This window comes from Streptomyces sp. Ag82_O1-12 (assembly GCF_900182715.1).
Lineage (GTDB): Bacteria > Actinomycetota > Actinomycetes > Streptomycetales > Streptomycetaceae > Streptomyces > Streptomyces massasporeus.
Genome location: NZ_FXUW01000001.1, coordinates 84,571 through 105,429, shown reverse-complemented (window position 1 = coordinate 105,429; position 20,859 = coordinate 84,571). Strand labels below are relative to the sequence as shown.

At 69.6% G+C, this 20,859-nt stretch carries 18 protein-coding genes and 4 pseudogenes; 12 read left to right on the top strand and 10 right to left on the bottom strand.

What is annotated here, in order from left to right:
* Positions 1-88: 88 nt before the first annotated feature.
* Entirely contained in the window at positions 89-1,612 is a 1,524-nt protein-coding gene (locus tag QOL88_RS00550; protein WP_097214555.1) for an alpha/beta hydrolase, read from the bottom strand.
* 124 nt (positions 1,613-1,736) lie between these two features.
* On the opposite strand from QOL88_RS00550, the gene QOL88_RS00545 reads away from it, so the two are divergent.
* Positions 1,737-2,681 (top strand): helix-turn-helix domain-containing protein, encoded by a 945-nt coding sequence (locus QOL88_RS00545; RefSeq protein ID WP_097214554.1) that lies wholly within the window; start codon positions 1,737-1,739, stop codon positions 2,679-2,681.
* Between the two features lie 120 nt (positions 2,682-2,801).
* Here the strand turns inward: QOL88_RS00545 and QOL88_RS00540 are convergent, their stop codons facing one another.
* The 3 genes from QOL88_RS00540 to QOL88_RS00530 all read right to left on the bottom strand — a co-directional run bounded on the left by QOL88_RS00540 (position 2,802) and on the right by QOL88_RS00530 (position 4,977).
* The gene (locus tag QOL88_RS00540; RefSeq protein ID WP_097214553.1) at positions 2,802-3,191 is read right to left on the bottom strand and encodes a thiol-disulfide oxidoreductase DCC family protein; all 390 of its coding nucleotides are present in this window, start codon (positions 3,189-3,191) and stop codon (positions 2,802-2,804) included.
* A gap of 440 nt (positions 3,192-3,631) precedes the next feature.
* Positions 3,632-4,159: a hypothetical protein gene (locus tag QOL88_RS00535; protein ID WP_179878725.1), complete on the bottom strand. Its 528-nt coding sequence runs from the start codon at positions 4,157-4,159 to the stop codon at positions 3,632-3,634.
* Between the two features lie 86 nt (positions 4,160-4,245).
* A complete protein-coding gene (locus tag QOL88_RS00530) occupies positions 4,246-4,977 on the bottom strand; it encodes a LamG domain-containing protein (RefSeq protein ID WP_097214551.1) in 732 nt (243 codons plus the stop codon).
* 315 nt (positions 4,978-5,292) lie between these two features.
* Between QOL88_RS00530 and QOL88_RS00525 the strand changes: the two are divergent.
* The 6 genes and pseudogenes from QOL88_RS00525 to QOL88_RS00500 form a co-directional block, all read left to right on the top strand.
* Positions 5,293-5,544, top strand: a pseudogene (locus QOL88_RS00525) (alpha/beta hydrolase); the annotation flags it as partial.
* Positions 5,545-5,718: 174 nt separating this feature from the next.
* Complete coding sequence (locus QOL88_RS00520) at positions 5,719-6,867, top strand: serine hydrolase domain-containing protein (RefSeq protein WP_097214550.1); 1,149 nt, start codon at positions 5,719-5,721, stop codon at positions 6,865-6,867.
* Between the two features lie 232 nt (positions 6,868-7,099).
* Positions 7,100-7,546 (top strand): DUF6010 family protein, encoded by a 447-nt coding sequence (locus tag QOL88_RS00515; RefSeq protein ID WP_097214549.1) that lies wholly within the window; start codon positions 7,100-7,102, stop codon positions 7,544-7,546.
* A gap of 511 nt (positions 7,547-8,057) precedes the next feature.
* A complete protein-coding gene (locus tag QOL88_RS00510) occupies positions 8,058-9,206 on the top strand; it encodes a hypothetical protein (RefSeq protein ID WP_257027338.1) in 1,149 nt (382 codons plus the stop codon).
* Positions 9,203-10,360, top strand: coding sequence for a hypothetical protein (locus QOL88_RS00505; RefSeq protein WP_097214548.1), 1,158 nt, complete (start codon positions 9,203-9,205; stop codon positions 10,358-10,360). Before QOL88_RS00510 ends, QOL88_RS00505 begins: the two co-directional genes overlap by 4 nt.
* Positions 10,361-10,728: 368 nt before the next feature.
* Positions 10,729-11,967 carry a C40 family peptidase gene (locus tag QOL88_RS00500; protein WP_257027336.1) on the top strand — a complete coding sequence of 413 codons (1,239 nt, stop codon included), beginning with the start codon at positions 10,729-10,731 and terminating at the stop codon, positions 11,965-11,967.
* Between the two features lie 112 nt (positions 11,968-12,079).
* Here QOL88_RS00500 and QOL88_RS00495 read toward each other — a convergent pair whose 3' ends face one another.
* Together QOL88_RS00495 and QOL88_RS00490 are read right to left on the bottom strand one after the other, a co-directional pair.
* Positions 12,080-13,321, bottom strand: a complete 1,242-nt coding sequence (locus QOL88_RS00495) for an SLC13 family permease (protein ID WP_097214547.1) — start codon at positions 13,319-13,321, stop codon at positions 12,080-12,082.
* Between the two features lie 116 nt (positions 13,322-13,437).
* The gene (locus QOL88_RS00490; protein ID WP_097214546.1) at positions 13,438-14,559 is read right to left on the bottom strand and encodes a PrpF domain-containing protein; all 1,122 of its coding nucleotides are present in this window, start codon (positions 14,557-14,559) and stop codon (positions 13,438-13,440) included.
* A 170-nt stretch (positions 14,560-14,729) separates the two neighbouring features.
* Here QOL88_RS00490 and QOL88_RS00485 point away from each other — a divergent pair, with 170 nt between their 5' ends.
* Together QOL88_RS00485 and QOL88_RS00480 are read left to right on the top strand one after the other, a co-directional pair.
* Entirely contained in the window at positions 14,730-15,683 is a 954-nt protein-coding gene (locus tag QOL88_RS00485) for a LysR family transcriptional regulator (RefSeq protein WP_097214545.1), read from the top strand.
* Positions 15,684-15,804: 121 nt separating this feature from the next.
* A complete protein-coding gene (locus tag QOL88_RS00480; protein ID WP_097222779.1) occupies positions 15,805-16,047 on the top strand; it encodes a DUF5302 domain-containing protein in 243 nt (80 codons plus the stop codon).
* 324 nt (positions 16,048-16,371) lie between these two features.
* Here QOL88_RS00480 and QOL88_RS38560 read toward each other — a convergent pair.
* Both QOL88_RS38560 and QOL88_RS00475 read right to left on the bottom strand, forming a co-directional pair.
* Positions 16,372-16,611 (bottom strand): annotated as a pseudogene (locus QOL88_RS38560) (IS630 family transposase); the annotation flags it as partial.
* A gap of 19 nt (positions 16,612-16,630) precedes the next feature.
* On the bottom strand, positions 16,631-17,752 hold the full coding sequence (locus QOL88_RS00475) for an FAD-dependent monooxygenase (protein ID WP_179878724.1): 1,122 nt from the start codon (positions 17,750-17,752) through the stop codon (positions 16,631-16,633).
* Positions 17,753-17,877: 125 nt separating this feature from the next.
* Between QOL88_RS00475 and QOL88_RS00470 the strand changes: the two genes are divergently transcribed.
* From QOL88_RS00470 to QOL88_RS38735, 3 genes and pseudogenes are all read left to right on the top strand, one after another.
* On the top strand, positions 17,878-18,801 hold the full coding sequence (locus QOL88_RS00470; protein WP_097214543.1) for a LysR family transcriptional regulator: 924 nt from the start codon (positions 17,878-17,880) through the stop codon (positions 18,799-18,801).
* A gap of 48 nt (positions 18,802-18,849) precedes the next feature.
* Positions 18,850-19,151 (top strand): annotated as a pseudogene (locus tag QOL88_RS00465) (glyoxalase superfamily protein); the annotation flags it as partial.
* Position 19,152: 1 nt separating this feature from the next.
* A pseudogene (locus tag QOL88_RS38735) lies at positions 19,153-19,248 on the top strand (transposase); the annotation flags it as partial.
* Positions 19,249-19,261: 13 nt separating this feature from the next.
* On the opposite strand, the gene QOL88_RS00460 reads toward QOL88_RS38735, so the two are convergent.
* Together QOL88_RS00460 and QOL88_RS00455 are read right to left on the bottom strand one after the other, a co-directional pair.
* Positions 19,262-19,972, bottom strand: coding sequence for a DUF6193 family natural product biosynthesis protein (locus QOL88_RS00460; RefSeq protein ID WP_097214542.1), 711 nt, complete (start codon positions 19,970-19,972; stop codon positions 19,262-19,264).
* Between the two features lie 417 nt (positions 19,973-20,389).
* Positions 20,390-20,848: a winged helix-turn-helix transcriptional regulator gene (locus QOL88_RS00455; RefSeq protein ID WP_097214541.1), complete on the bottom strand. Its 459-nt coding sequence runs from the start codon at positions 20,846-20,848 to the stop codon at positions 20,390-20,392.
* Between the last annotated feature and the right edge of the window lie 11 nt (positions 20,849-20,859).

Sequence of the window (20,859 nt, the reverse complement as noted above, 5' to 3'; positions counted from 1 at the left end):
CATTCTCCGGCGGCAGAATGGCGTTCACCCCCCAGCTGAGGTGGAGTTGGCGCCACCATGCTGTGGGGGGAACACCGCAGCCAGGCCCTCAGCTGGTCAGGTGGGTGACCACCGAGCGCATCGCCCGCTGCATCGCCGGCCGCGTCTCCTCCGGTGGGTCGATGGTCTCGAACCCATGGTGGCCGCCCGGGACATCGACCAACTCCAGTCGCGCTGCGCACCCCTTGGCCGCGCTCACGAACGCATCGACGGTCGCGGCGAACTCGGGTGCCTCTCGCCCGGCGCGCAGGAGGATGACGGGCAGGGACCCCGCCTGAACGACCGCCCTGGCGGGGTGGAAGCGGCTGCCGGCCATCCCCCAGGTGGGGAGGGGGGCCAGGACAGGGTAGGAGGCGGCCAGGCAGCGCAGCCAGGCGGGTGGCCGTGCCAGCCAGTCCGCGGTGAGAAGGCCGCCGCCGGAGAAGAACCACAGGGCGATCCGGTCCGAGTTCACCCGGGTGTCGGCCCGCACCAGTTCCACCGCGGCGGCGATGTCCGCGGCGGCGCGGTCGTAGTCCGCGACGTCGTGCAGGCTGTGGTCGAGCGTCACGCCGACCATGCCCTCGGCGGCCGCCATACGGGCGTATCCCACCAGGGTCGGCCACTCACGGGGGCGCGGCCGCGCTCCGGCGGGCACCGGTCCGCCGTGCACGAAGACCACGGCCGGTCGCGGGCCATCGCCGTCGGGAACGTACAGATCGACATGCCCTCGGCGGTCGCGAGGCAACTCGGGCACGTCCACTGGGAACGGGCGCAGGTGGGCGGGCGCCGACGCACCGTCGCCGGCAGGCCGCAGGCGGTGCCCCTCACCGGTCGCCGCCCGCTGCAGGACATCTGCCAGTGCGTCGGGGCAGGACAGCATCGGCCAGTGCCCGGTGGGCAGTTCGAAGAAGGTGACCTGAGGTTCGGTGAGGACGGCCAGCGCGGGGTCACCGAAATCCACGAGTCTCTGCACCAGCTCGATGCGGGCGCCGTTCTGGGTGCACAGCACGCCGGTCACGGGAACCGCGGCCACTGCTCCGGTCAGCCGCAACGGCTGGAACAGGGTGCCCAGCGGCTGCGGTGCTGCCAGAGCGGTCAGCCGCTTCAGTGCCGCCTCGCCGACACCGGCGGTACTGCCCCAACGTCCCCATTCGTCGAGACCCGGCGGCGCCAGGACACCCTCGCGCTCACCCGCCTCGGCACGTTCGGCCAACTGTGCACGCAGCGCCTGGTCCGGAACGGCGGCCAGCGCCGGAACACCGTTCTGCGGCATCCCGGAGTCCAGGTACACGACGCGTGCCACGCGCTCTGCCCGCCGATCGGCGGCGCCGAGCACCGGGTGGATCCCGTAGTCGTGACCGACGAGCACGATCTCCGGCCCGGACGTCGCGTCCACCGCGTCGATCGCCGCGATCACGTCTTCGATGTGCGTCTCCAGACCGACGTGCGCCGACGTGGCGGGCCGGGCCGGGTCGATGCCCGTCAGCGGGACCGCGTGCGCCGCGCTGCCCGCCGCGACCAGCCGCTCGGCCGTCTCCTGCCAGACATGGGCCCCGGTGAACACACCCGCCACCATGATGAACACCTGCACAACAGCCTCCCCGGACTCGTCACATGACGTCGCGCCGATCGCGTACGCCATCCTCCGCGGGGCCACGGCACCTGCCCTGCCCCGCGCACCGGTACCGTAGGAACTCCCCTTAAGGGAGGTTCAACTGTCCGCGTCGCACGAACTGTTGTGGAGCATCGGGGAGCTCGCCGAGCGCGCCGGTGCCACGGTGAAGACCGTCCGCTTCTACTCCGATCAAGGCCTGCTCCCCGAAGCCGCCCGCAGCAGTGGCGGACACCGCCGCTACGGCCCCCAGGCGCTGGAACGACTGCAGCTGATCCGCTCCCTGCGCGCCCTTGACCTGCCCCTGCCCGAGGTCCGCCGCATCCTCGAGGACGAAGACGCAGCCGGCCATGCGCTGGAGGACGCCGTCGACAGCCGTCTGTGCGAGCTCGGCAGCGAGCTGAAGGCCCTGCGCTGGCGGGAAGCGGCACTCCAACTGGTGCGGGACTGCCCGCCGGCCCAGCGCGCCGGCCGGCTGAGGCTGCTCGGCACGCTGAACACCCCGCCGAGCACCGCACCACTGGCCAGGTTCTGGCGCACCTGGCTGCCACCACGGATGTCGCGCCGGGCAACCGCGGCGTTCCTGGAGGTGGCCGTTCCTCAGCCGCCCGACGAACCGCACCCGTCCCAGGCACTCGCCTTCGCCCGGCTGCACGCGATGACGACGGCTCCCTGCCCAGGCGACCGTCAGCCCCAACCAGAAGTGCACCGAGCAGCGGGCGCCGGCGGCGCCGCCCTGCTGTACGCGGGCCTCGTGGAGGCATTCGAACTCGCCGCCCCCCATGTGCGAAGGGCGCGCGACCCGCATCCGGGCGAGGCCCTGGACGCCTACGTCGCGGCATACGCGAGCGCCTACCGCAGCCGAGACACCCCCGACTTCCGCCGCCTGCTCGACACCCGCCTGTCGGCCGATCCGCGCCTGGACCGCTATTGGGAACTCACCGCCGTCGTCCTGACTCCGCCGGGCAGCAGCCCCCAGCCGACGCCCGGCTCCGCGGACGACTGGCTGCGTGCGGCACTGCAACGGGACAACGCCGGAGCGGCGTGACGGGAGGCCCCGCGACAGGCCGCCCGTCTCGTCTCGTCGCGACCCAGCCATCCCGCGGTTCCTGAGACGCTGAGGACGGCGTGGACGGCGTGGACGGCATGGACGTCGTGACGTCGCAGGTTACTCCCTGCGAGTCTTCGCACCAGGCACCGCACACGCCGCCGTCCCTCCCGGCAGTCGCCCGCGGTTGTCGGCCACGAGCCGGTACACGCCATGGGCGACCCAGCGCACGGGCGGCAGGGTGAGGACCGCACCTAAGACGGACCACACGCCGCCCGCGCTCAGCAGGACCTTCGCCACGGCCTGCGCGCCACCGTACACCCGCCCGGTGGGTGTCACCCACAGGGCCTCGTGGCGGGCCCGCTCCTCAGTGACGCCGAGCGACTCGAGGTCCGCGTGCTGCCATGCCACAACCTCGCAGCGGGGCCGCACCAGACGCTGGACGAGGTCCACCGACATGGTGCAGAAGCCGCAGTCTCCGTCGAAGATCAGCACTGGTCGCATCCGCACGTCTCCATCGTGCCGTACCCGCGGCGGATCCGCCCCGGCTCCAGGCGGTGGGTAGGTGCCCCGATGGTGGAACTGATCAAGGATGGGCAACACTTGATCCAGGGAAGCCTTCTTGGGGAAGGCCTGGGGGAGAGGCGGTGACGACGAGTGGGTGAGCAAGGCGGCCGCGACTGGGTGTGCATGACTCCGGACGACTTCGACTGCGATGCGCCGCCCCGCCCGGAGGCGGACGGACGGATCCCCGCCGAGCTGGACGAGTGCGGTACGGCGCCTCTCTTCGGCGACGATCCGGTACCGGCAGGAACAGACGGACCCACGTCGCGTCCCGTCCGGCATGGGTATCAGGGGCGGTTGTTCTAGGACGCCGTCCTTGTCACTGCCGTCGCCACGACCCTCATGCGCGACCACCGGCTCACAGACTGAAACGACGGACCGCCGGCTTACAGTTGGTCCCCCCTGGCGACCGGTTCCGGAGGATGCAGCCCGCCACCGTCCTTGATGTCCTGCTCGCAGGTTCCTCGGTCGTAGGACTGGTCATTGGGAATCAGGAGCACTCCGGCGACCTGCCCGGGGTGCTCGACGGCGAGCCATTCATCACCCGTGCGGTCACCACCCGGCCCGAACGCCTGGGACGAATAGAGCGTCTGACACCCCAACGCCACGCGCTTCTCATCGACCGCGCAGGCGTCCACCGCAGGACCCGATGTCTCGTCGGCGCCGTCGAAGCGGTAGTGGAAGTGGACCCGGTCACCTTCGGAGGGCACCTGCGGGTGGGGCTCGAGGCGCCAGTCGACGATTTCGGCGGTGACCCCGAGAGGCCGCCCGGACGTGTCCTCGACGTGCACCCTGACATCTGCCGCACCGCGCTCCGCAGTCGTGTCGGTGCAGCCCCACGGGGTAGAGCAGCCGGAAAGAGCGAGAATGACCAGCGCCAACGGAGCACCGGCAAGTATCCGTGCTGGCAACACTCAGCTGACCTCCAGTCAGAGGGAGCGGAGCAGTGTATCCCGGGGCCTGCCGGCTGCGGGGGACAGCGACGAGCGCGAAACAACGACTAATCCTCGCCGGCGTGCGTGCCCGACGTCGTGGGCCGCCGCACGACCAGGTGGCTCACCTCGTATGACATCTCTGTCGTTTCCGGCTGGGGTGGTGGGTGGTAACGCCCGGCGCACACGGAGAGGTTGACGATGAGGTAGGCGTACCAGTTGCGGCCCACCCCTCGTCCGTCGGCGAAGACCCGCCTGCCGTTGAGCCACCATTCCACCGATCGGGAGCCGAACACGGTGCGCAGGTTCACCTGTGCGCCTGGTCGGACCGCCTCGTCGTGGTGGTAACGGTTGGCGCCGCGCACGTGGTTGGTGAATTCGAGGAGGTCCGGGTTGTCCGGGTGGTACTCGAAGATGTCGATCTCCTGGTCGCCGTCCCGCCAGGTCCAGATCGCCGGCCAGGCGCCGATTTCCTCGGGAAGCCGTACCCGGGCTTCCAGCACGTCCCCAGGGCGGACGGTGAATCCCTCCTCGCTTCCCTCGGTGGTGAGCAGCCCGGTGTTCCACCGGCCGTCCGGTCGTCGCCTGGCGCGGAGGACGCCTGTCCGGCTGTACGCGGCGTCGGAAACCAAGTAGTCGAGCTTGTCATCGCGCGGATTGACCGGGCCTCCGCCGGGATAGGCCCACGAACGGCCCGCGACCCATTGGGTGGTGGAGGTGAAGTCGGCCGTGAAGACGACCGGGGCGGAAAGTGGTACGCCGAGCGCCGGAATCGGGCTGTCCGGTAAGGGTTCGGTCATGCCGAATGTCTCACCGGCTGGTGGCGGAGTATTCATCCCGGCCACCTTCTACGCCATCCCTTGACCCTTTCAGGTGAACCAGACACCGCAGAGGCGCTGCGAAAACCCGTTGGCCGACCAGGGCGACCGCTGTTAGCCTCCCGAAGGCCGTGCGACAGAACGAGGAGGTGGTACCTGTGAACGCAGTATCGACATGGGTGCTCCCCTCCGGGGTCACGGTCGGGCGATAGGTCGTCCGGGAGCGCCGTTCCAGCGCCCTCCCGAAAGGCACGACCGTGCACTTCACTTCCGAACAGCGCCTCGACGACGGAGTCCTCGAGCGCCGGCTTCTTCGCCGGCGGCTTCGTGCCCCGTGCCCAGCGGGAAGAAGCCCGGCAGGTCACCATTCCGCTGCTGTTCCTGCTGCAGTGGGACGACGAAGGCAACCCGCGGCAGCGGGCCTTGGACCTGTTCGACGCCTTCGGCAGCAAGGAGAAGACGCTGCACGCCAACCTGGGAGGGCACACCGGCACCCCGTGGTTCGAGCTGGAGGACGGGTGCCGGTTCCTCGACCGGCACCTGAAGTGAGGCAGGGCCACCCGGGGAACAGCGGGCGGTAGTCCCTCTCAGCCAGGATGCTGTTACCGAGGAGGTCTGGGGCGTCCTGCGACGAGACTCCGCCCACCAGACCTGTCGACGCCGATGACTCCCGGCCCGTGCGGGAGTCTGACCTTCGACAGCGATCTCCTGGAAGGTGGCCTCATGACTCCCCTGCTCGACTTGCTCGAAGCCCACGTCGGTGCCGGTACGTTGCCGGGAGCGGTGGGCCTGGTGGCCCGGGGTGACCAGGTCGAGGTGGTGGCCGTCGGCGCGCAGGACGCCGGTGACGGCACCCCGATGGCGAGAGACTCCATCTTCCGGGTCGCCTCGATCACCAAGTCCGTCACCGCCGCCGCACTGCTGATCCTCGTGGAGGAGGGCAGGGTCGCGCTGGACGCCCCGATCGGCATGTGGCTGCCGGAGGTGGGGAAGCCGATGGTCGTGCGCACGCCGGCGAGCCCGGTGGACGACGTGGTGCCGGCCGACCGGCCCATCACCGTATTCGACCTGCTGGCCTCCCAGGCCGGATACGGATTCCCCTCCGACTTCACCCCGCCGGCGGTACAGGAGTTGTTCACGGTGCAAAAGGACGGCCGGGTGCCGAGCAACTTCCCGCCGGCCGACGAGTGGATGGCGGCGCTCAAGCGCATCCCGCTGCTGTATCAGCCGGGCGCTGCCTGGCTGTACGACACCTGCTCCGTACTGCAGGGGGTGCTGATTTCGCGGGCCACCGGACAGCCACTGCCTGAGTTCCTGACGGAGCGGATCTTCAGGCCGCTGGGCATGGCGGACACCGGTTTCGAAGTGCCGGCCGCCAAGCGGGACCGGTTCACCAGCTTCTACAGGCCAAGCGACGACGGCAGCCTGGAGCTCGCCGACGGCCCGGACGGCGAATGGAGTAGCCCGCCCGCGCTACCGTTCGGCAACGGCGGGCTGGCCTCGACCGCGGACGACTGGCTGGCCTTCAGCCGGATGCTGCTGGCCGGTGGGGTGGCGGCCGACGGCCGCCGGGTGCTGTCGGCCGACTCCGTACGCATGATGACCAGCGACCAGACGAATTCGGCGCAGCGCGACATCGGCCGGCTGTTCCTGGAGGGCCAAGGCTGGGGCTTCGGCGGCTCGGTCGACATCGAGCGGACCAACCCGTGGAATGTCCCCGGCCGCTACGGCTGGGTCGGCGGCACGGGCACAGCGGCGCACATCATCCCGGCCACGGGTACGGTCACCATCCTGCTGACTCAGGTGGCAGCGATGGGTCCGACGCCGGCACCGGTGATCCGGGAGTTCTGGCGGTACGCGACGGACGCCTGACATACGCATTTCAGGCCCGTGGCCTCACGAAGTGGGCCCAGCTGACAGGGTGGTGAAATCGGAGCGGTCACGCCCTGCCAGCACACCTCGACAACATCGTGTTACGAGCTCTGAGGCCCCGGTGCCGGGATGGGGCAGATGCCCCGCAGATCCGCGTGCGGCGGCGGGAACCCGTTGGAGCCTGTCGGTAATGCCGCTGGGACGGACGAGACGGCCGATCTAGCGTCGGGGCATGATCTACGTCGCGCCGATCTTCATCGGCCTTGCCTACGTCCTCCTCATGAGCCTCGTACGCGAACCGCACCGGCGCCGTCTGAACGCCGTCATGGTGGGCGGCGCGGGGGCCGCCTATCTCAGTGGGGGAGGGCTGGGCGGCTGGGAGTTCGCGTTCACCGTGGTCGCCACGTACGTCGCCTACCGGGGCCTGGACTCATGGACGTTCATCGGGATCGGCTGGCTGCTGCACACCGCGTGGGACGTCGTGCACCACATCAAGGGGAACCCGATCGTCCCGTTCGCCCATGGCTCATCGCTGGGATGCGCGATCTGCGACCCGGTGATCGCGGTGTGGTGCCTGGGAGGGGGCCGGACACCACGGGAATGGGTCCGAGCGATGAGTTCTCGCACCGCGGACTGTCTCCCCGTGACGACACCGGGAACCGTTGCCCGGGAACCCTGAGGAGCACCGAATGACCGTCCCGCCCCTGGATTCCGGACCGCAGGCCCACGTCATCGCCCGGCTGGCCGAAGCCGTCACCGATGAGCCCGGCGTCCTGGGACACCTTCACCGAGTTCAACACGGACCTGGACGGCTGGCCCTTCGACCAGGACGCCTGCGGCCGCCGGGCCACCGCCCGCGACGCAGACGCCACCGCAGCGTTCGCCGGCATCCGCTCGCGCCCGCCAACCGCTGGCCACCGCCCGGCTCCAGCTCCAGCACCTGCCCGCACACCTCGAGCGGGACAGCTGGCCCGGCAACTGGCCATCCTGGAGCCACGCCGAGTGCTGGAGGTATCTGGACGACTGGCCTGCCACGGCCGCGCCATGGGCCGGGAGCGCGTACAGCCACGGCAACTTGATGATGCCCGCCGCGGACGACTACCTGCTGAACGGCAAGATCCCCATGGACGGGTAGGCCTGCTCCTTACTGACGACGGGAGATAGACTCCTGCGCCGGAGGGGATCACGGGGTGAGTGAGGCAGACTTGGTGGCGCCCGCGGCGCCCAGCCGGCTGCGCCGAGCGTTGCCGCACAGCAGGCGCGGCCGGTTGTTGCTGATATCCGCGCTGGTGCTCGTACTTGCGGGCACCGGGCTCGGCACGTGGGCGGCGGACACCTGGCCGTGGCCGAAGGACCGCTACTGCTGGGGGGCGTGGCAGGAAGACAGCGGCCCAGGCTTCCTCAGCGACGAGGCCTTCGACGACGATGACAACGGGTCACGCACCGGCAAACAGACGGCGCCCACCCGCGAGCGCCCGACCGGCAGGTGCGATGTCACCATCGCCAGCGACTACAAGAGCAGTTACGACGGCGACAAGGTCTCCACCGACCAGCAGGTGTCCGTCGAGTACGGCCCGGTCCCCAAGGCCGCGGAAGCCCGGCTCGCGATGGTCCATGATGGTTTCCTGGGCGGCGACATGGTCCCGCTCCCGGACGGGCTGCCGGGTACGGTGAACGGGCGCGGTGGCTTGCTGGTGCTACCCGAGTCCTGCGATACACAGGACGGTCGGCCGACCGTCGTAACGATGCAAGCGTCCGGCACCTACACCAGCGGGCCCTCGTACGTCCGGAACGACCCGGCCGATCTGGGCGGCGCCCGTCAGGCGGCGGAGCTGCTCGTCGCGGCGGCCAACCGTGGGATGGCGGCGGCCGGTTGCGCGCCGGACGAGCCCCTCAAGGTCAGCTCACCCGTCTACGACCTGCCGGGCGACCGGGAGCGCGTCTTCAGCACCTCTGAAGACGTCTGCGGCATCCGCGGCCTGCACCTCGGCACGGAGGACATCGAGTACCAGACCGGCGCTGTCACCCGCGACCTGCAGACGTGCAGCGTCCGTGGAGATCGCGACGGCGTGCCGTATCTGGAGCTGGCGATGGTCGCGCAGCCCCGGCTGGCCGCGGTGTTCGACGACATCGCGGGCGAACGCCCCGCGGCCCGCGGCTGGCGCGGCACGGGCACCATCGGCGAGGAGCACGTGATCGTACGAGCCGACTGCGCCGGCCGGCCCACTGCCTTTCTGATGGGCGCCTCCACCGACCTCGGCCACCTCGCCGCCTTCGCGAACGCAGCCACCGCCCGCCTGCGCTGCGCCCCCATCGCCCCCAAGGGAGCCGCCCGGTGAGCAGCACTGCGGACGAGCCGACCCGATCTGAGCAGCCCCTGTCCGCCGAGCGGGAGTTGCTCAGCGAGCGGCGTCTGCGCCGGTGGCACTGGCGCAGACTGCTGCGTGGCCGGGTCCGGCCGCTGCTGGCCGCAGGCCTTGCCGGGGTGCTGCTCGGCGTCGGCGGCATGGCCTGGCAGACGCAGGCCGGGCCGTTCGCGCCGGATGAGGTGTGCTGGGGCGCGCTGTCCCGCGATGACCTCGCTGCGACGTTCCGCAAGCCCGAGGACGTCAAGGCGGTCGAGGCGCCCGTGCTGCACAGCGGACGCTCCACTGAAGGCCCCGCCGGCAGTTGCCAGTTGACGAACAGCGACGGCGACGGATGGGCGCTCACCGCCCGGGTGCACCAGCTGAACGACTGGGCCGGCGACGACGGCAAGTGGGCTGATGAGTTCCTCTCCGCCCGTCTCACCCCGCTCGGCGGCGGCCTGTTGGGCATGGCCTCGGACAACCGCGCCTGGCTCGCCATCCCGGACGGCTGCCTGGGCCGCCCGAGCGACGTCGACGGGCCGACCGTCGTGGACATCGCCCAGGGCCGCTGGATCACCGACTTGGAGCCGCGTACCGAGCAGCGGGACGGGATGGCCCGCATGGTCGTGAAGCTCGTCAACAAGGTCAGCGCGGACCTCGACTGCGCCGGCACGATCGCCGATCCGGTTGAACGCCTCCCGAAGGCCGCCCACTACACCCGCACGGAGAAGCCGGACGCGCTCTGCGGCATCAAGGGGCTGGCCCTGGGCAAGAAGCGCAAGCCGTACCACTACCCCATGATCACTGACGGACACGGCCCGGTGCGCACCTGCGACCGCGACATCACCGGTTCGCAGCCGAAGCAGCGACTGATGACCGTCGAGGACCCGCGGCTGGCCGCGATCTTCACCAGGATGGCCCTGAATGAGGGCAACCGAGTGCGCTCCGCCGCCGGCTACGGCGGTCTCGGCCCCAATCTCGGCGTCCTCCATGCCCGTTGCCAGGCGGGCTCGACAGTGTTCCTCGTACAGACCGACGAGAGCGGGAAGGCCGCGGACGTGCGTGCCCTCTTTCGACGATACGTCGAGGCCGAGGCTGCCCGCCTCGGTTGCGGCCCGCTGAAACTGAAACTGCCACGGGAGTAACGGCTGCGAGTGGCGCGCAGCTTGTGCGATAGATCGCGCGCGCCGAGGGCGAGTGCGGCACCGTAGACCCGGAGGGAGGCGAAGCCTCAGCGGGACGTCGTGCTGAGCAAGGGACCAAGGTCACAAAAGTATATCGGGCATTTGCGGCTTCGATCTTCACGAGAGGATCACAAGGTGGCTAAGTTGGTCACTGTCTGCACGAGTTCCATCGATCGACAGGTGGACTTGTGCACTGACGGATGAAAGGAGCGCCCATCTCATGGCGTCGGAACGAACCTCGCGCCCCGGAGTGACCGGCTTCGCGGACAGGACCAACTCCCTTGCCCCGGAGGCCCTCACCGTCGAGGTCCGACTCTCGCAGTCTGCTGGTGACCGCGTTGACGACTGAGAGCGAGGCGCCGAGCCCTGACGAGATTCGGCGGTATGTCGACAGCCTCTACGACCGGGCCGAGAGCGACACGGGCAGATTCAACGCGACCCGCGCCGCCGGGATCCCGCGCCAGCGGGGCACGACCACCCGCGACCGTTCCCGGGAGGACGCGGAGCCTGCGTTCGGAGGCCTTGCCCGGCAGTGGTTCGACGCAGCCCGCGCCAAGCTGGGCCCGACGGTGCCGGCGTCGCTGCCGGACAGAAGGTTGCCGGCCGTTCCTGACCGCGCACCGCGAGCGGCGCGCCCCGTGCGCCCGGCCGAACGGCCCGCGGAGCCCCTCGCCCTCGAAGCGCCCAGGACGCCCAAGGTGCCCGAGGCGCACACCGACGTCGCCTGGGGACTGACCGGCGGATCAGCTCTGCCACCACTGCCGACTGCTCCCCTCCCACAGCTCTCCGTCCGGCCCGCCGCACCGGGCGCCGCAGGCGAATCCCGAGGGGACGAGAGCGCCTGGCGTGCCGATGAGCGGGCGGCCTCCGTCGGCGCGGTGGCGCCTTGGCCGGTGTACGAGCCTGAGCCATCTCCCGTCTTGGATTCCGGCCCAGTGCTCGCCCCACAGCCCGCCGCGGCGCTGCCCACCGGTCCAGACCTCACCGCGACCTATGGCACCGGTCTGCCGGACATCCCTGCGACGCCTGCCGCGACGGTACTTGCTCCGGCACGGCCCGCCGAGCCGACCGGCGCACCCGCCCTCGCGGTGCCGACAGCGGCTGCCATGCCGGCGACGCAAGTCACCTCCACGGCTTGGGAAACCACCTCCATCACCGCCTCATCGGCGACCTACGGAGGATCCTGGCAGTCCCCGGACACCGCCCACAGGACTCAGGCAGAGCTGGTGATCGCCTTCGCCCGAGCGCAGATCGGTCGGCCCTGTGTATGGGGCGCGGTCGGGCCGGGATCGTACGACGCGCCCGGTCTCACCCAGGCCGCGTGGAAGGCCGCGGGCGTCACGCTTCCCCGGACCGCCGAGGCCCAGTGGAGGGCCGGGACGCAGGTCGCGCTCGCCGACGTTCAGGTCGGAGACCTGGTCTTCTTCCACGACGACCTCCGCCACGTCGGTATCTGCAGCGGCAGCGGCACGATGATTCACGCACCGGGCCCGGGAGCACGCATCTGTGAGGAGTCGGTGTTCTACGCCGGCCAGTCGGCGATCAGGGGTGTGATCCGCCCGACCTGACGCCGACCCCGGCCTCCGGCGGCGCGGCACCTGGTGAACTCAGGGCGTACAGCGCCCGGTGGCGGCCGGCGCTACCACGGCGGGGGAGTGGTCTCGGTGATCTGCCGTGCGGCTACGACCAGGGCAGGACCAGAGCGCCCCAGGCGACGACAGGGCCGAGGACGACGATCCCACCGGTGTAGCCGATGATCTGGCGGTAGAAGCGACGACCGTCCACCCCGCGGGCGTTGCTGAGGACGAGTGCGCCGTTGGTGGAGAAGGGCGAGGTGTCGACGATCGTCGTGGAGACGGCGAGCGCGGCGATCAGCCCGGCGGCGCTGAGGTGGCTGGAGAGCAGCAGTGGCACGGCGATGGGGATGATCGCGGTGAGGATCGCTGTGGAGGAGGCGAAGGCCGAGGTGATGGCCACGGTGAAGCACAGCAGCAGGGCGACGGCGACCGGTGCGCCCAGGCCCGCGGCGTGCTCGGAGACGTTCTCGATGATCCCGGCCTTCTCCAGCATGGCGATGTAGGTCATCATGCCCGCGACCAGCAGCAGGGTGGACCAGCTGACGCCGTCCACGGCCTTCTCCTGCCGCCTCATGTCCACCAGGGCCAGCAGCGCTCCTGCCGCGAGAGCCAGGAAGCCGATCTCCAGGTGGAAGCCGAGAGCGCCGACGACGAGGGCGACCAGGCAGGCGAGGGTGAGCCACTGACGCCAGTCGGGCCTGCCGGACACGGCGAGGCCCTCGTCCGCGGCCGTTTCCTCGGAGCCCTCGGCCAGCGGGGCGGGACGCTTGGCGAGCAGCGCGTAGGTGAGTGCCGAGAGCACCAGGTTGATCAGGAAGCTGGCACTGAACAGCGTCACCGCGGAGACCTGCAGTTCGGTCTTGTCGACCAGGCCGAGCACCAGCGCACCGGACACGGCGAGCGGGGAGAAGGCGCCCGCGTGACCGCCGCTGATCACCATCATGCCGACGACCAGCGGATTGAGCTTGTAGCGGTAGGCGAAGTTCATACCGATCGGCGCGAGGATCGCGACCGCGGCGGGAGTGAACGTGCCGAACGCTGTCAGCAGGGCGGCCACCAGGAACAGCACCCAGGGGATGAGCGCGACCTTGCCGCGCACCAGCCGTACCCCGGCCGCGACGAGCCAGTCGATGGTGCCGTTGCGGCGGGCGACGGAGAACAGGTAGGTGACCCCGACGATGGTGACGAAGAGCTTCGCCGGGAACCCCTCGAAAATCTCGTCCTCGGTGAGGCCGAGCGAAGCGGTGCCGACCGCGAAGGTGGCGACGAAGGCGAGGATGCCCAGATTGATCGGCAGCACCGTGCCGACCACGAACATCACCAACAGCGCGCCTATGGAGATCACTTCAGCAGACATCTTTGTCCTTGGTGCGATGAGGGAGGGGCGCGCCCCGAGGGCGCGAGGATATTCCGGTGCGTGCGGCTGGGGGACCGGCCGACCGAGGTGATGTCCGTCCCGGTTCAGGCGGCTTGCGTACGGCCTGATTCCGGGACGTAGATACGGGCGTCGGCCAGCAGCCGTGCCGCGCGCTGCACGGTGACCCGCCGCGGCATGCCGTCCCGTACGTCGGTGCAGCGGACCGCGACGATGCCGGCGGGTGTGCCGAGCCGCAGCCACTCGTCGGTCGGGCCGCCCGTGATCCGGCAGACCACGGAGCCCTCGACGAGCCCGGCCGCCGCGACGGCCACGGCGGAGGTCAGCCCGATCGCGGGATGCGGGGCGTTCATGCTGAGCATGCGCACCGAGATGTCGTAGTCCCCGGCCGCGACTTGTTCGCCGAGGGTGGTGGTGTACGGCACCGGCGGGCCCACCAGGCCCACCTTGGGCACCGCGTCGCCCGGTTCCTCGCCCGGCTGGAGCAGTCCCATCAGCGGTGCGGCGGTATGACGCACGGCGCGCAGCCAGGGCACGTCCGCGCTGACCCTTTCCAGGGGCTCGGCGCCGGTGCGGCCGGCTTCGGGGGCGTCGACGAGGACGATGGGCGCTCCGGCGTCCACCATGCTCACCCGTACCGGTTCGGCGGCAGCGACCGGAAGGTCCTGCGCGGCCCGCCCGGTGGGGAGCAGTGAACCGGTGGTGCCACCGGCCGGATCGCGGAACGTGAGACCGACGGCGACCCCGCCGGCACGCGTTCCGGGCACGGTCTGGCGGCCGAAGTGGTGTACGACGCCACCGGTGGTGCCCACGAGCCCTTCGAGGACCGCGCCTGTGTTGGTGTTGCGCATCACGACACGAGTCCGATCACCGGTGATCGCCACCATGCCCTTCGCGACCGCGTACAGGGCGACCCCTGTGGCGCAGTTGCCGCAGTTGCTCGTCCACTCGACCGAGCCCGTGCCGATGCCGACCTGGGCGAAGAGATAGTCCACGTCCACGCCGGGTTCGGGGGAGGCGCTGACAATCGCGGCCTTCGAGGTGGTGGGGGTCGCCCCGCCCACGCCGTCGAGTTCCACGGGATCGGTCGCGCCGTACGCGGAGACCAGCAGCTTCTCCAGTTCGCCACGGCCGGCGGGCACGTCGACCTGATTGAACAGCCAGCACTTGCTGGTGCCGCCACGCACCAGGGTCGCGGGAGTGTGCACGTCTGAGGCTCTTCCTTGAGGCAGCGAGGGAGGGAGGGGCCGAGTCGGTGGTGAAGGACGCATTGCGTGCCGGTGAACCGCTCGGCGATTGCGGAGACCTTCGCAGAGGCGTGACTTCGGAACAATCGCAGTTCGCTTCACATGGCTTTAGCTCAGCTAAAGTCACAGGCATGCTGAACGTGCGCCGACTGCTGCTGCTCACCGAAGCCACCGAACGCGGTTCGCTCACCGCCGCGGCCGAGGCACTGGGCATGACCACCTCCGCCGCCTCACAGCAGATGTCCCTGCTGGAGCAGGAGGCCGGGCAGCCCCTGATCGAGCGGCTGCCGCGCGGTATCCGCCCCACCCCGGCGGGCGCCGCGCTGGCCGAGCGCGGTCAGGCGATCCGCCGTGAACTACGCGCCGCACAGGCCGACTTGGACTCCTTCACCGCCCTCGATCAGGGCACGCTGCGGCTCGGTTCCTTCCCCACGGCCAGTGCGTCCCTGCTGCCGCTCGCGCTCACCCGTTTCCGACGCCGCCATACCGGAATCCGCATCGAGGTGCGTGCCGGGGTCCTCGCGGAGCTGCGGGAGATGCTGCACACCGGGGAGGTGGAGCAGGGGCTGCTCTGGGACTACGAGTGGAATCGCCTCGACGATCCGGCACTCTCCCTCACGCACCTCCTGGACGACCCCACGGTGCTGGTGGTCCCCGCCGACTCACCCCTGCGCACCCATCCCGCCGTACGACTCGGCGACCTCGCCGACCAGGAGTGGATCATCCGCGCCGACAACCACCCCGTCGCCGACGTCCTTCGTCGCAGCTGCCGCCAGGCGGGATTCGAACCGCGGATCGCCTACTCCTCGCACGACTACCAGGAGGCGCAGGCCATGGTCGCCGCCGGACTCGGTATCGCCCTCGCCCCCCGCCTGGCCCTCACCAGTCGGCGCAGCGACGTACGCCTCCTGCCCTTCGCGTCCGACGTCCCGGCCCCCACCCGCCGCATCCTCCTCGCCCGCGCCACGGCCCGCCCCGCCACCCCACCCGCCCAGGCGATGGATCGAGTCCTGCGCGCGGTGGCACAGCGGTTCACCGCGCCAGGCCTGCACCGCGCCCACCTCGGAGCGGTTCGCCGTGGCTGAGACGCCTACCGCTGAGCCCCGGCTGTGAGCCGGAGTGACGGGCAATGCCAGTCGGCGGTGCCTCATGCGGTACTCGGCATGACAAGCTGTGCTCTCCAACGTCCGAGCCCAGGAGGTCACCATGGCCGCAGAGTCTCCATCACCAGAAGGTTCGGAGTCGGCTGACGCCGAGAGCCCTGCCCTCACGCCCGACGCCGACGGACAATACGATCTGAAGCGCAAGTTCCGGGAGGCCTTGGCCCGTAAGCGCGGCATGCAGGCGGAGGCCGCCGACCTCGCTGCGAATCCCCACGCGTCAAAGATCCGCGGCGCGCACGGCCCGGCCGCCAACCAGCGGTCCTTCCGGCGCAAGAGCGGCGGCTGAGCCAAGAACGACCGCTAGGGTCTGTCGTTCGGATCAGGTCGCAGGGAATCGGCGGTGCTTCTCGACGCCGGTGAGCGGGGCTTGGTGCGTGTAGCTGCAAGGCGGAGGAGGGAGTCGACGCGATGGGGGTCCCTCCCGCGCGAGCGCAGCCGAGCGTGGGGGAGTCGGCGACTGACGACAACGCGGCAGATGCGCGTGCCAGGCCCCGCGTCTGCGACCTGATCCAAACGACAGGCCCTAGACGAGACCCGGCAGGACACGGCCCGCCCATCGCGCCGACGAGGTGGGCTGTGCCTTGCCGGGTGCGGTCGACCTAGTGCCGCATCAGGCAACGTTCGCCCTGTCGACTACGGCCCGTAGCCGTTGATCGTCGGCGTGACGGTTTCGCCAGATGATGTAGCGACGGATCATGCTGCCCTGCTCCCTGTGGCTGGCGTGGTCGGTGCCGTCGAGGGTGAATTAGCGCAGGGCGGTGAACTGGGCCTCGATGCGGTTCAGCCACGAGCTGTTCGTAGGTGTGTAGGCGAACTCGACGTTGTTGGCCGCGGCCCAGTCGCCGCCCCGGCTGTCCGGGGCAATACAGCTACGTCGCGGTCGCGATGATGTGCGCGACGGCTTCGTCGTCCATGAACCCCTCCGGACCTCGGCCGGCCGGGGCTTTGGCGCGTGCGACGGACGCCTGCAGTACGGTGCGCGCCCGGTCGACACGCCGAGCGTGGAATTCCGCCCAGAGGTGCTCGTCCACACAGGACCTGCCCGTCAGCAATTCGGCGAGTACCAAGGCGTCTTCGAGGCCTTGCGCCGCCCCTTGCGCGAAGGTGGGCGGGCTGTTGTGCGCGGCGTCGCCGATGACGACGATCCGGCCCCGGTTCCACGGTGCATCCGCCAGGTAGGCGTCCTGCAGCATGGGCCGCAGTGAACCGCGGTCGAAAGTCCGCCTCACCTCGTCCCACGGCCCGTGGAACTCGTCCATGATCCCCATGACCCGGTCGACCGCGGCGTCCGCACTCAGGCTTGCCCAGTTGGGCAGTGCGGTGGCGCTGTCGCCCACAAAGCCATACAGGACGTCCTTTCCGATGGGGAGAAGTCCTCCGACTCGGCTGCCGTGAATCTGGTCGAGATCGTCGACGCCGTCGACGGGAGGTCCGAGGAAACGCCAGATGATCGCGTTGATGGTGATGCGCTCGCCGGTGATGCCGGCTGCGTCGCGTACCGCCGAGCCCACTCCGTCTGCGCCGATGACCAGGTCGTAGTCACCGTGGGAGCCGTCCGTCAGTTCGACCCGGACGCTGTTTCCTCGTTGGTGCAGGGAGCGGAAGGTGCAGCCGAGTCGCAGCTTGACGCCCGCCTCGCCGACGCGTTCCTGCAGGAACCGCGCGAATCGCGGACGGGAGATGGCCACCGCTCCCGGCACGGCGGCGTCCGTGGACGCACGCGGGAACGGTTCCCGCATCACCACGGATCCCTCAGCATCAGCGCGACGGATCGTGAAGGTGTTCAGTACATGCCCTGCCTCTGTCACCCGGCTGAACAAGCCGGCCCTTTTGATCACTCGCAACGCGTTGTTCTGGAGGAGCAGTCCGGCGCCCACGGCGCTGATGGCTTCACGCTTCTCGACCACATCGACGGCGACACCCTCGTCCGCCAACAGGGCGGCGACGGTGAGGCCGACGGGGCCGGCGCCGATCACGAGTACATGCTGCACAGCAGGCACGAAATTGCCTTCCCACTCTCACTTCTTGATCTTGCCGCCTCAGTCTGGGCACCGCGAGGTATCGACACAACAGCAATCTTCCGATACTCACTATTGACACCATCTATAGTGGCGGGATGGGGAAGTCACGTCGTCTCGCCGATATCGATCTCAATCTGCTGGTGGCGCTCGAGGCGCTTCTGTCGGAACGCAATGTCTCGCGTGCCGCGAGCAAGCTGGGCCGCTCGCAACCGACGCTGAGCGCCGCGCTCGGCAGACTACGCCGCCTCTTCGACGACGAATTGCTCGTGCGGCAACGAGGTTCCTACCGGTTGACGCCGTTCGCGGCGGACATCCATCCAGCTGTCGTCAGCGCCCTGGAAGGGGTCGGGAAAGTACTGGGTGTTCCGGCTGAATTCGACCCGGAAACCTCACGCCGCGAGTTTACCGTCATGACATCCGACTACGTCCTGCACGTCCTGGGCGGACCGCTGCTCAAATCACTGATGGAGCGAGCCCCGGCAGTGAAACTCCAACTGCTGAACGCACCCAGGGTCGACGCGGACCGCGCCGGTGAACTCCTGCGCGAGACCGATGGTTTGATCCTGCCGCCCGGGATTCTGGGCATGACGTCCAATGCCGAGATCTTCACCGACAGGTGGGTGGGCGTGGCCGACCGCGACAATGCCGCCGTGGACGGATCCCTGGACGACTCCGCCATGCGGGAGCTGCGCTGGGTCCGCAGCTATCGGGAGCAGTTCGAAGTGGTGGTGGGCGACCCGGCCTGGAGCAGTTTCTGGCTGGGCGACCGCGGCATGTTCGTGGTGGAGAGCATGACGTCGCTGCCCGGAATCATCGCGGGCACGGAACTCGTGGCTGTCGTTCCTTCCCGGCTCGCCGACACGGCGCCGCTTCCGCTCAAGACCTTCTCGCTGCCCCGCCCGCTGCCGCAACTCGCCGAACATTTCTGGTGGGATGCGGCGCGGGAAAGCGACCCGGGGCATAAGTGGCTGCGCGGGCTGCTCGCCGAATGCGCAGCGGCACTGCCTCAGGAAACCTAGTGCCACATCAGGCAACGTTCGCCCTGGGCGGTCTGCGACGATGACTCCATGGACGACGAAGTCATCCCCATTCTTCGCGTCGAGGACGCTGCGGCGGCGGTCGCGTGGTACGAGCGACCGGGCTTCGCCAAGCAGTGGGAACACCGCTTCGAACCGGGACTTCCCGCGTTCGTCGAGGTCTCCCGCGGCGGGGTGCGGTTGTTTTTGTCGGAGCACAAGGGCGACGCCCCCGTCCCGACACGTTGGTCTACCTCCGCATTCGTGGTGTCGAGGCCATTGCCTCCAAGTTCGGTGTGCAGGCAAAGGACGCTCCGTGGGCGCGTGAGATTGAGCTGCGCGACCCTGACGGCAAAGGGCAGCATGATCCGTCGCTACATCATCTGGCGAAACCGTCACGCCGACGATCAACGGCTACGGGCCGTAGTCGACAGGGCGAACGTTGCCTGATGCGGCACTAGCCTCAGCTCGCTGGCCCTAACCCCGCCGGGAGGGCGGCCACCACGAAAGCGACGGCTTCCTCCGGCGTCTCGGTGCGCGCAATCAGCCTGCCTTCGTTCCGCACCCCGTAGTGCCCCTCGTCGTAGGGGCAGATGGTGTACCCGACCCGCGTTTTCCAGAACTCCTCGACACTGGTGGAGAACCAGAGGTTGAAGTGACTGTTGACCGGCATCAGCTGGCGGAGAACCGGCTGGGTGTACGCCGCTGCCAACACCGCGTGGGGGCGCGGGTGCCGGTCGTGCGGCGGCATGTGGATGCGGTCGAGCTTGACGCGCCACCTCAACTCGACGACACCGAACGGCTCCCGCTCGTGGACGAGGGCCCAGGGCCTGAACCGGATGAACGGGGCGCGCGTCCTGGTTTCCTCGAGGCCCGCGCCGCCCGTCCACGCAGCCGTCGCCCTGACCACTTCGGCCAGGTCTGCGGTCCACCCACAGGCCAAGGGTGTGCCGTTGTGCTGGAGGTTCACCTGGAAAGTCCGACGCCTCTCGCCGGGCGGATAGACCATCACGCGCCGACCGCTCCTCGCGTCGACGTACTCTGCGAGGCGACCCCACTTCCCGACCGACTCGGGCAAGGCAAGCTCAAGCCCCTCGGCCGTACGCCCTAGCGCGGCCCGGAGAGATCCGTCGTCGTCCCAGCCACCCTCGCCAAGCCCCGCCCCGAAGTTCATCGCACCAGTGTGGCCGAATCTTCCCGGCCTGATGACCGCCACTCCGATCATCGGATCGTTGGTCCGGTCGTGCCGTTGACTGACGCGCAGTGGGCGCATAGAGCCGTTGTTGCCGGATCGGACGCCGAGGCGGGTCGGGCGGTGGCGTGATCACCGCCAGGTGATCGACGCGACGGCTTGAAAGTTGACCGGTTCGCAGCGGATACACCTGCCTCACGTTGCGCGCACTGGTCGACTAGCTGTTGCGGGCCAGGAGGTGGTTGACGCTGGCCGTACGGGGCCGCAGCAGTCGGGCTTGCTCTGCGCCAACGGCGCCGTGACCCACCGAGAGGCGTTACCCACCTTCTCGCGGTTGTCCCGGCGTTGATGGCCGAACACGTCGCCGGCAGCCGGAAGTGTCAGTGGCTTCCTTTGTGGTCAGCGATCGTGCAGCACAGAGGTCGTATCGACATCCACGGGCCTGCCGTCCGAGTCGGTGGGACGCAGCTCGGGGAGCGGGAGGCCACTGTCATCAACGAGAACTGAGTGAGTTTCAGCTGGCGCGAAGGCGTGCCGTTCGCCCCACTGACGCGCAGCCACGATGACGGTGAAGAGGTCTCGGCCCGCCTCTGTGAGGACGTAGTTCTGTCGCCGCCCTGTCGGGGCGGTCCGCCGATCGAGGATGCCTCGGTCGACCAAGCGACGCAGCCGGTCGGTGAGGATGTTGCGCGCGATTCCGGTGCGGTGTTGGAAGTCGGTGAATGCTCGCGCACCGTCCATCGCGTCGCGAATGATCAGCAGGCTCCATCGATCTCCGACCAGGTCGAGGGTGCGCGCGACGGGGCAGGCGGGGTCTGTCCAGGACATCCCCTCGGCGCGGGGCGCTGTGCGAGCCATCACTCCTCCTG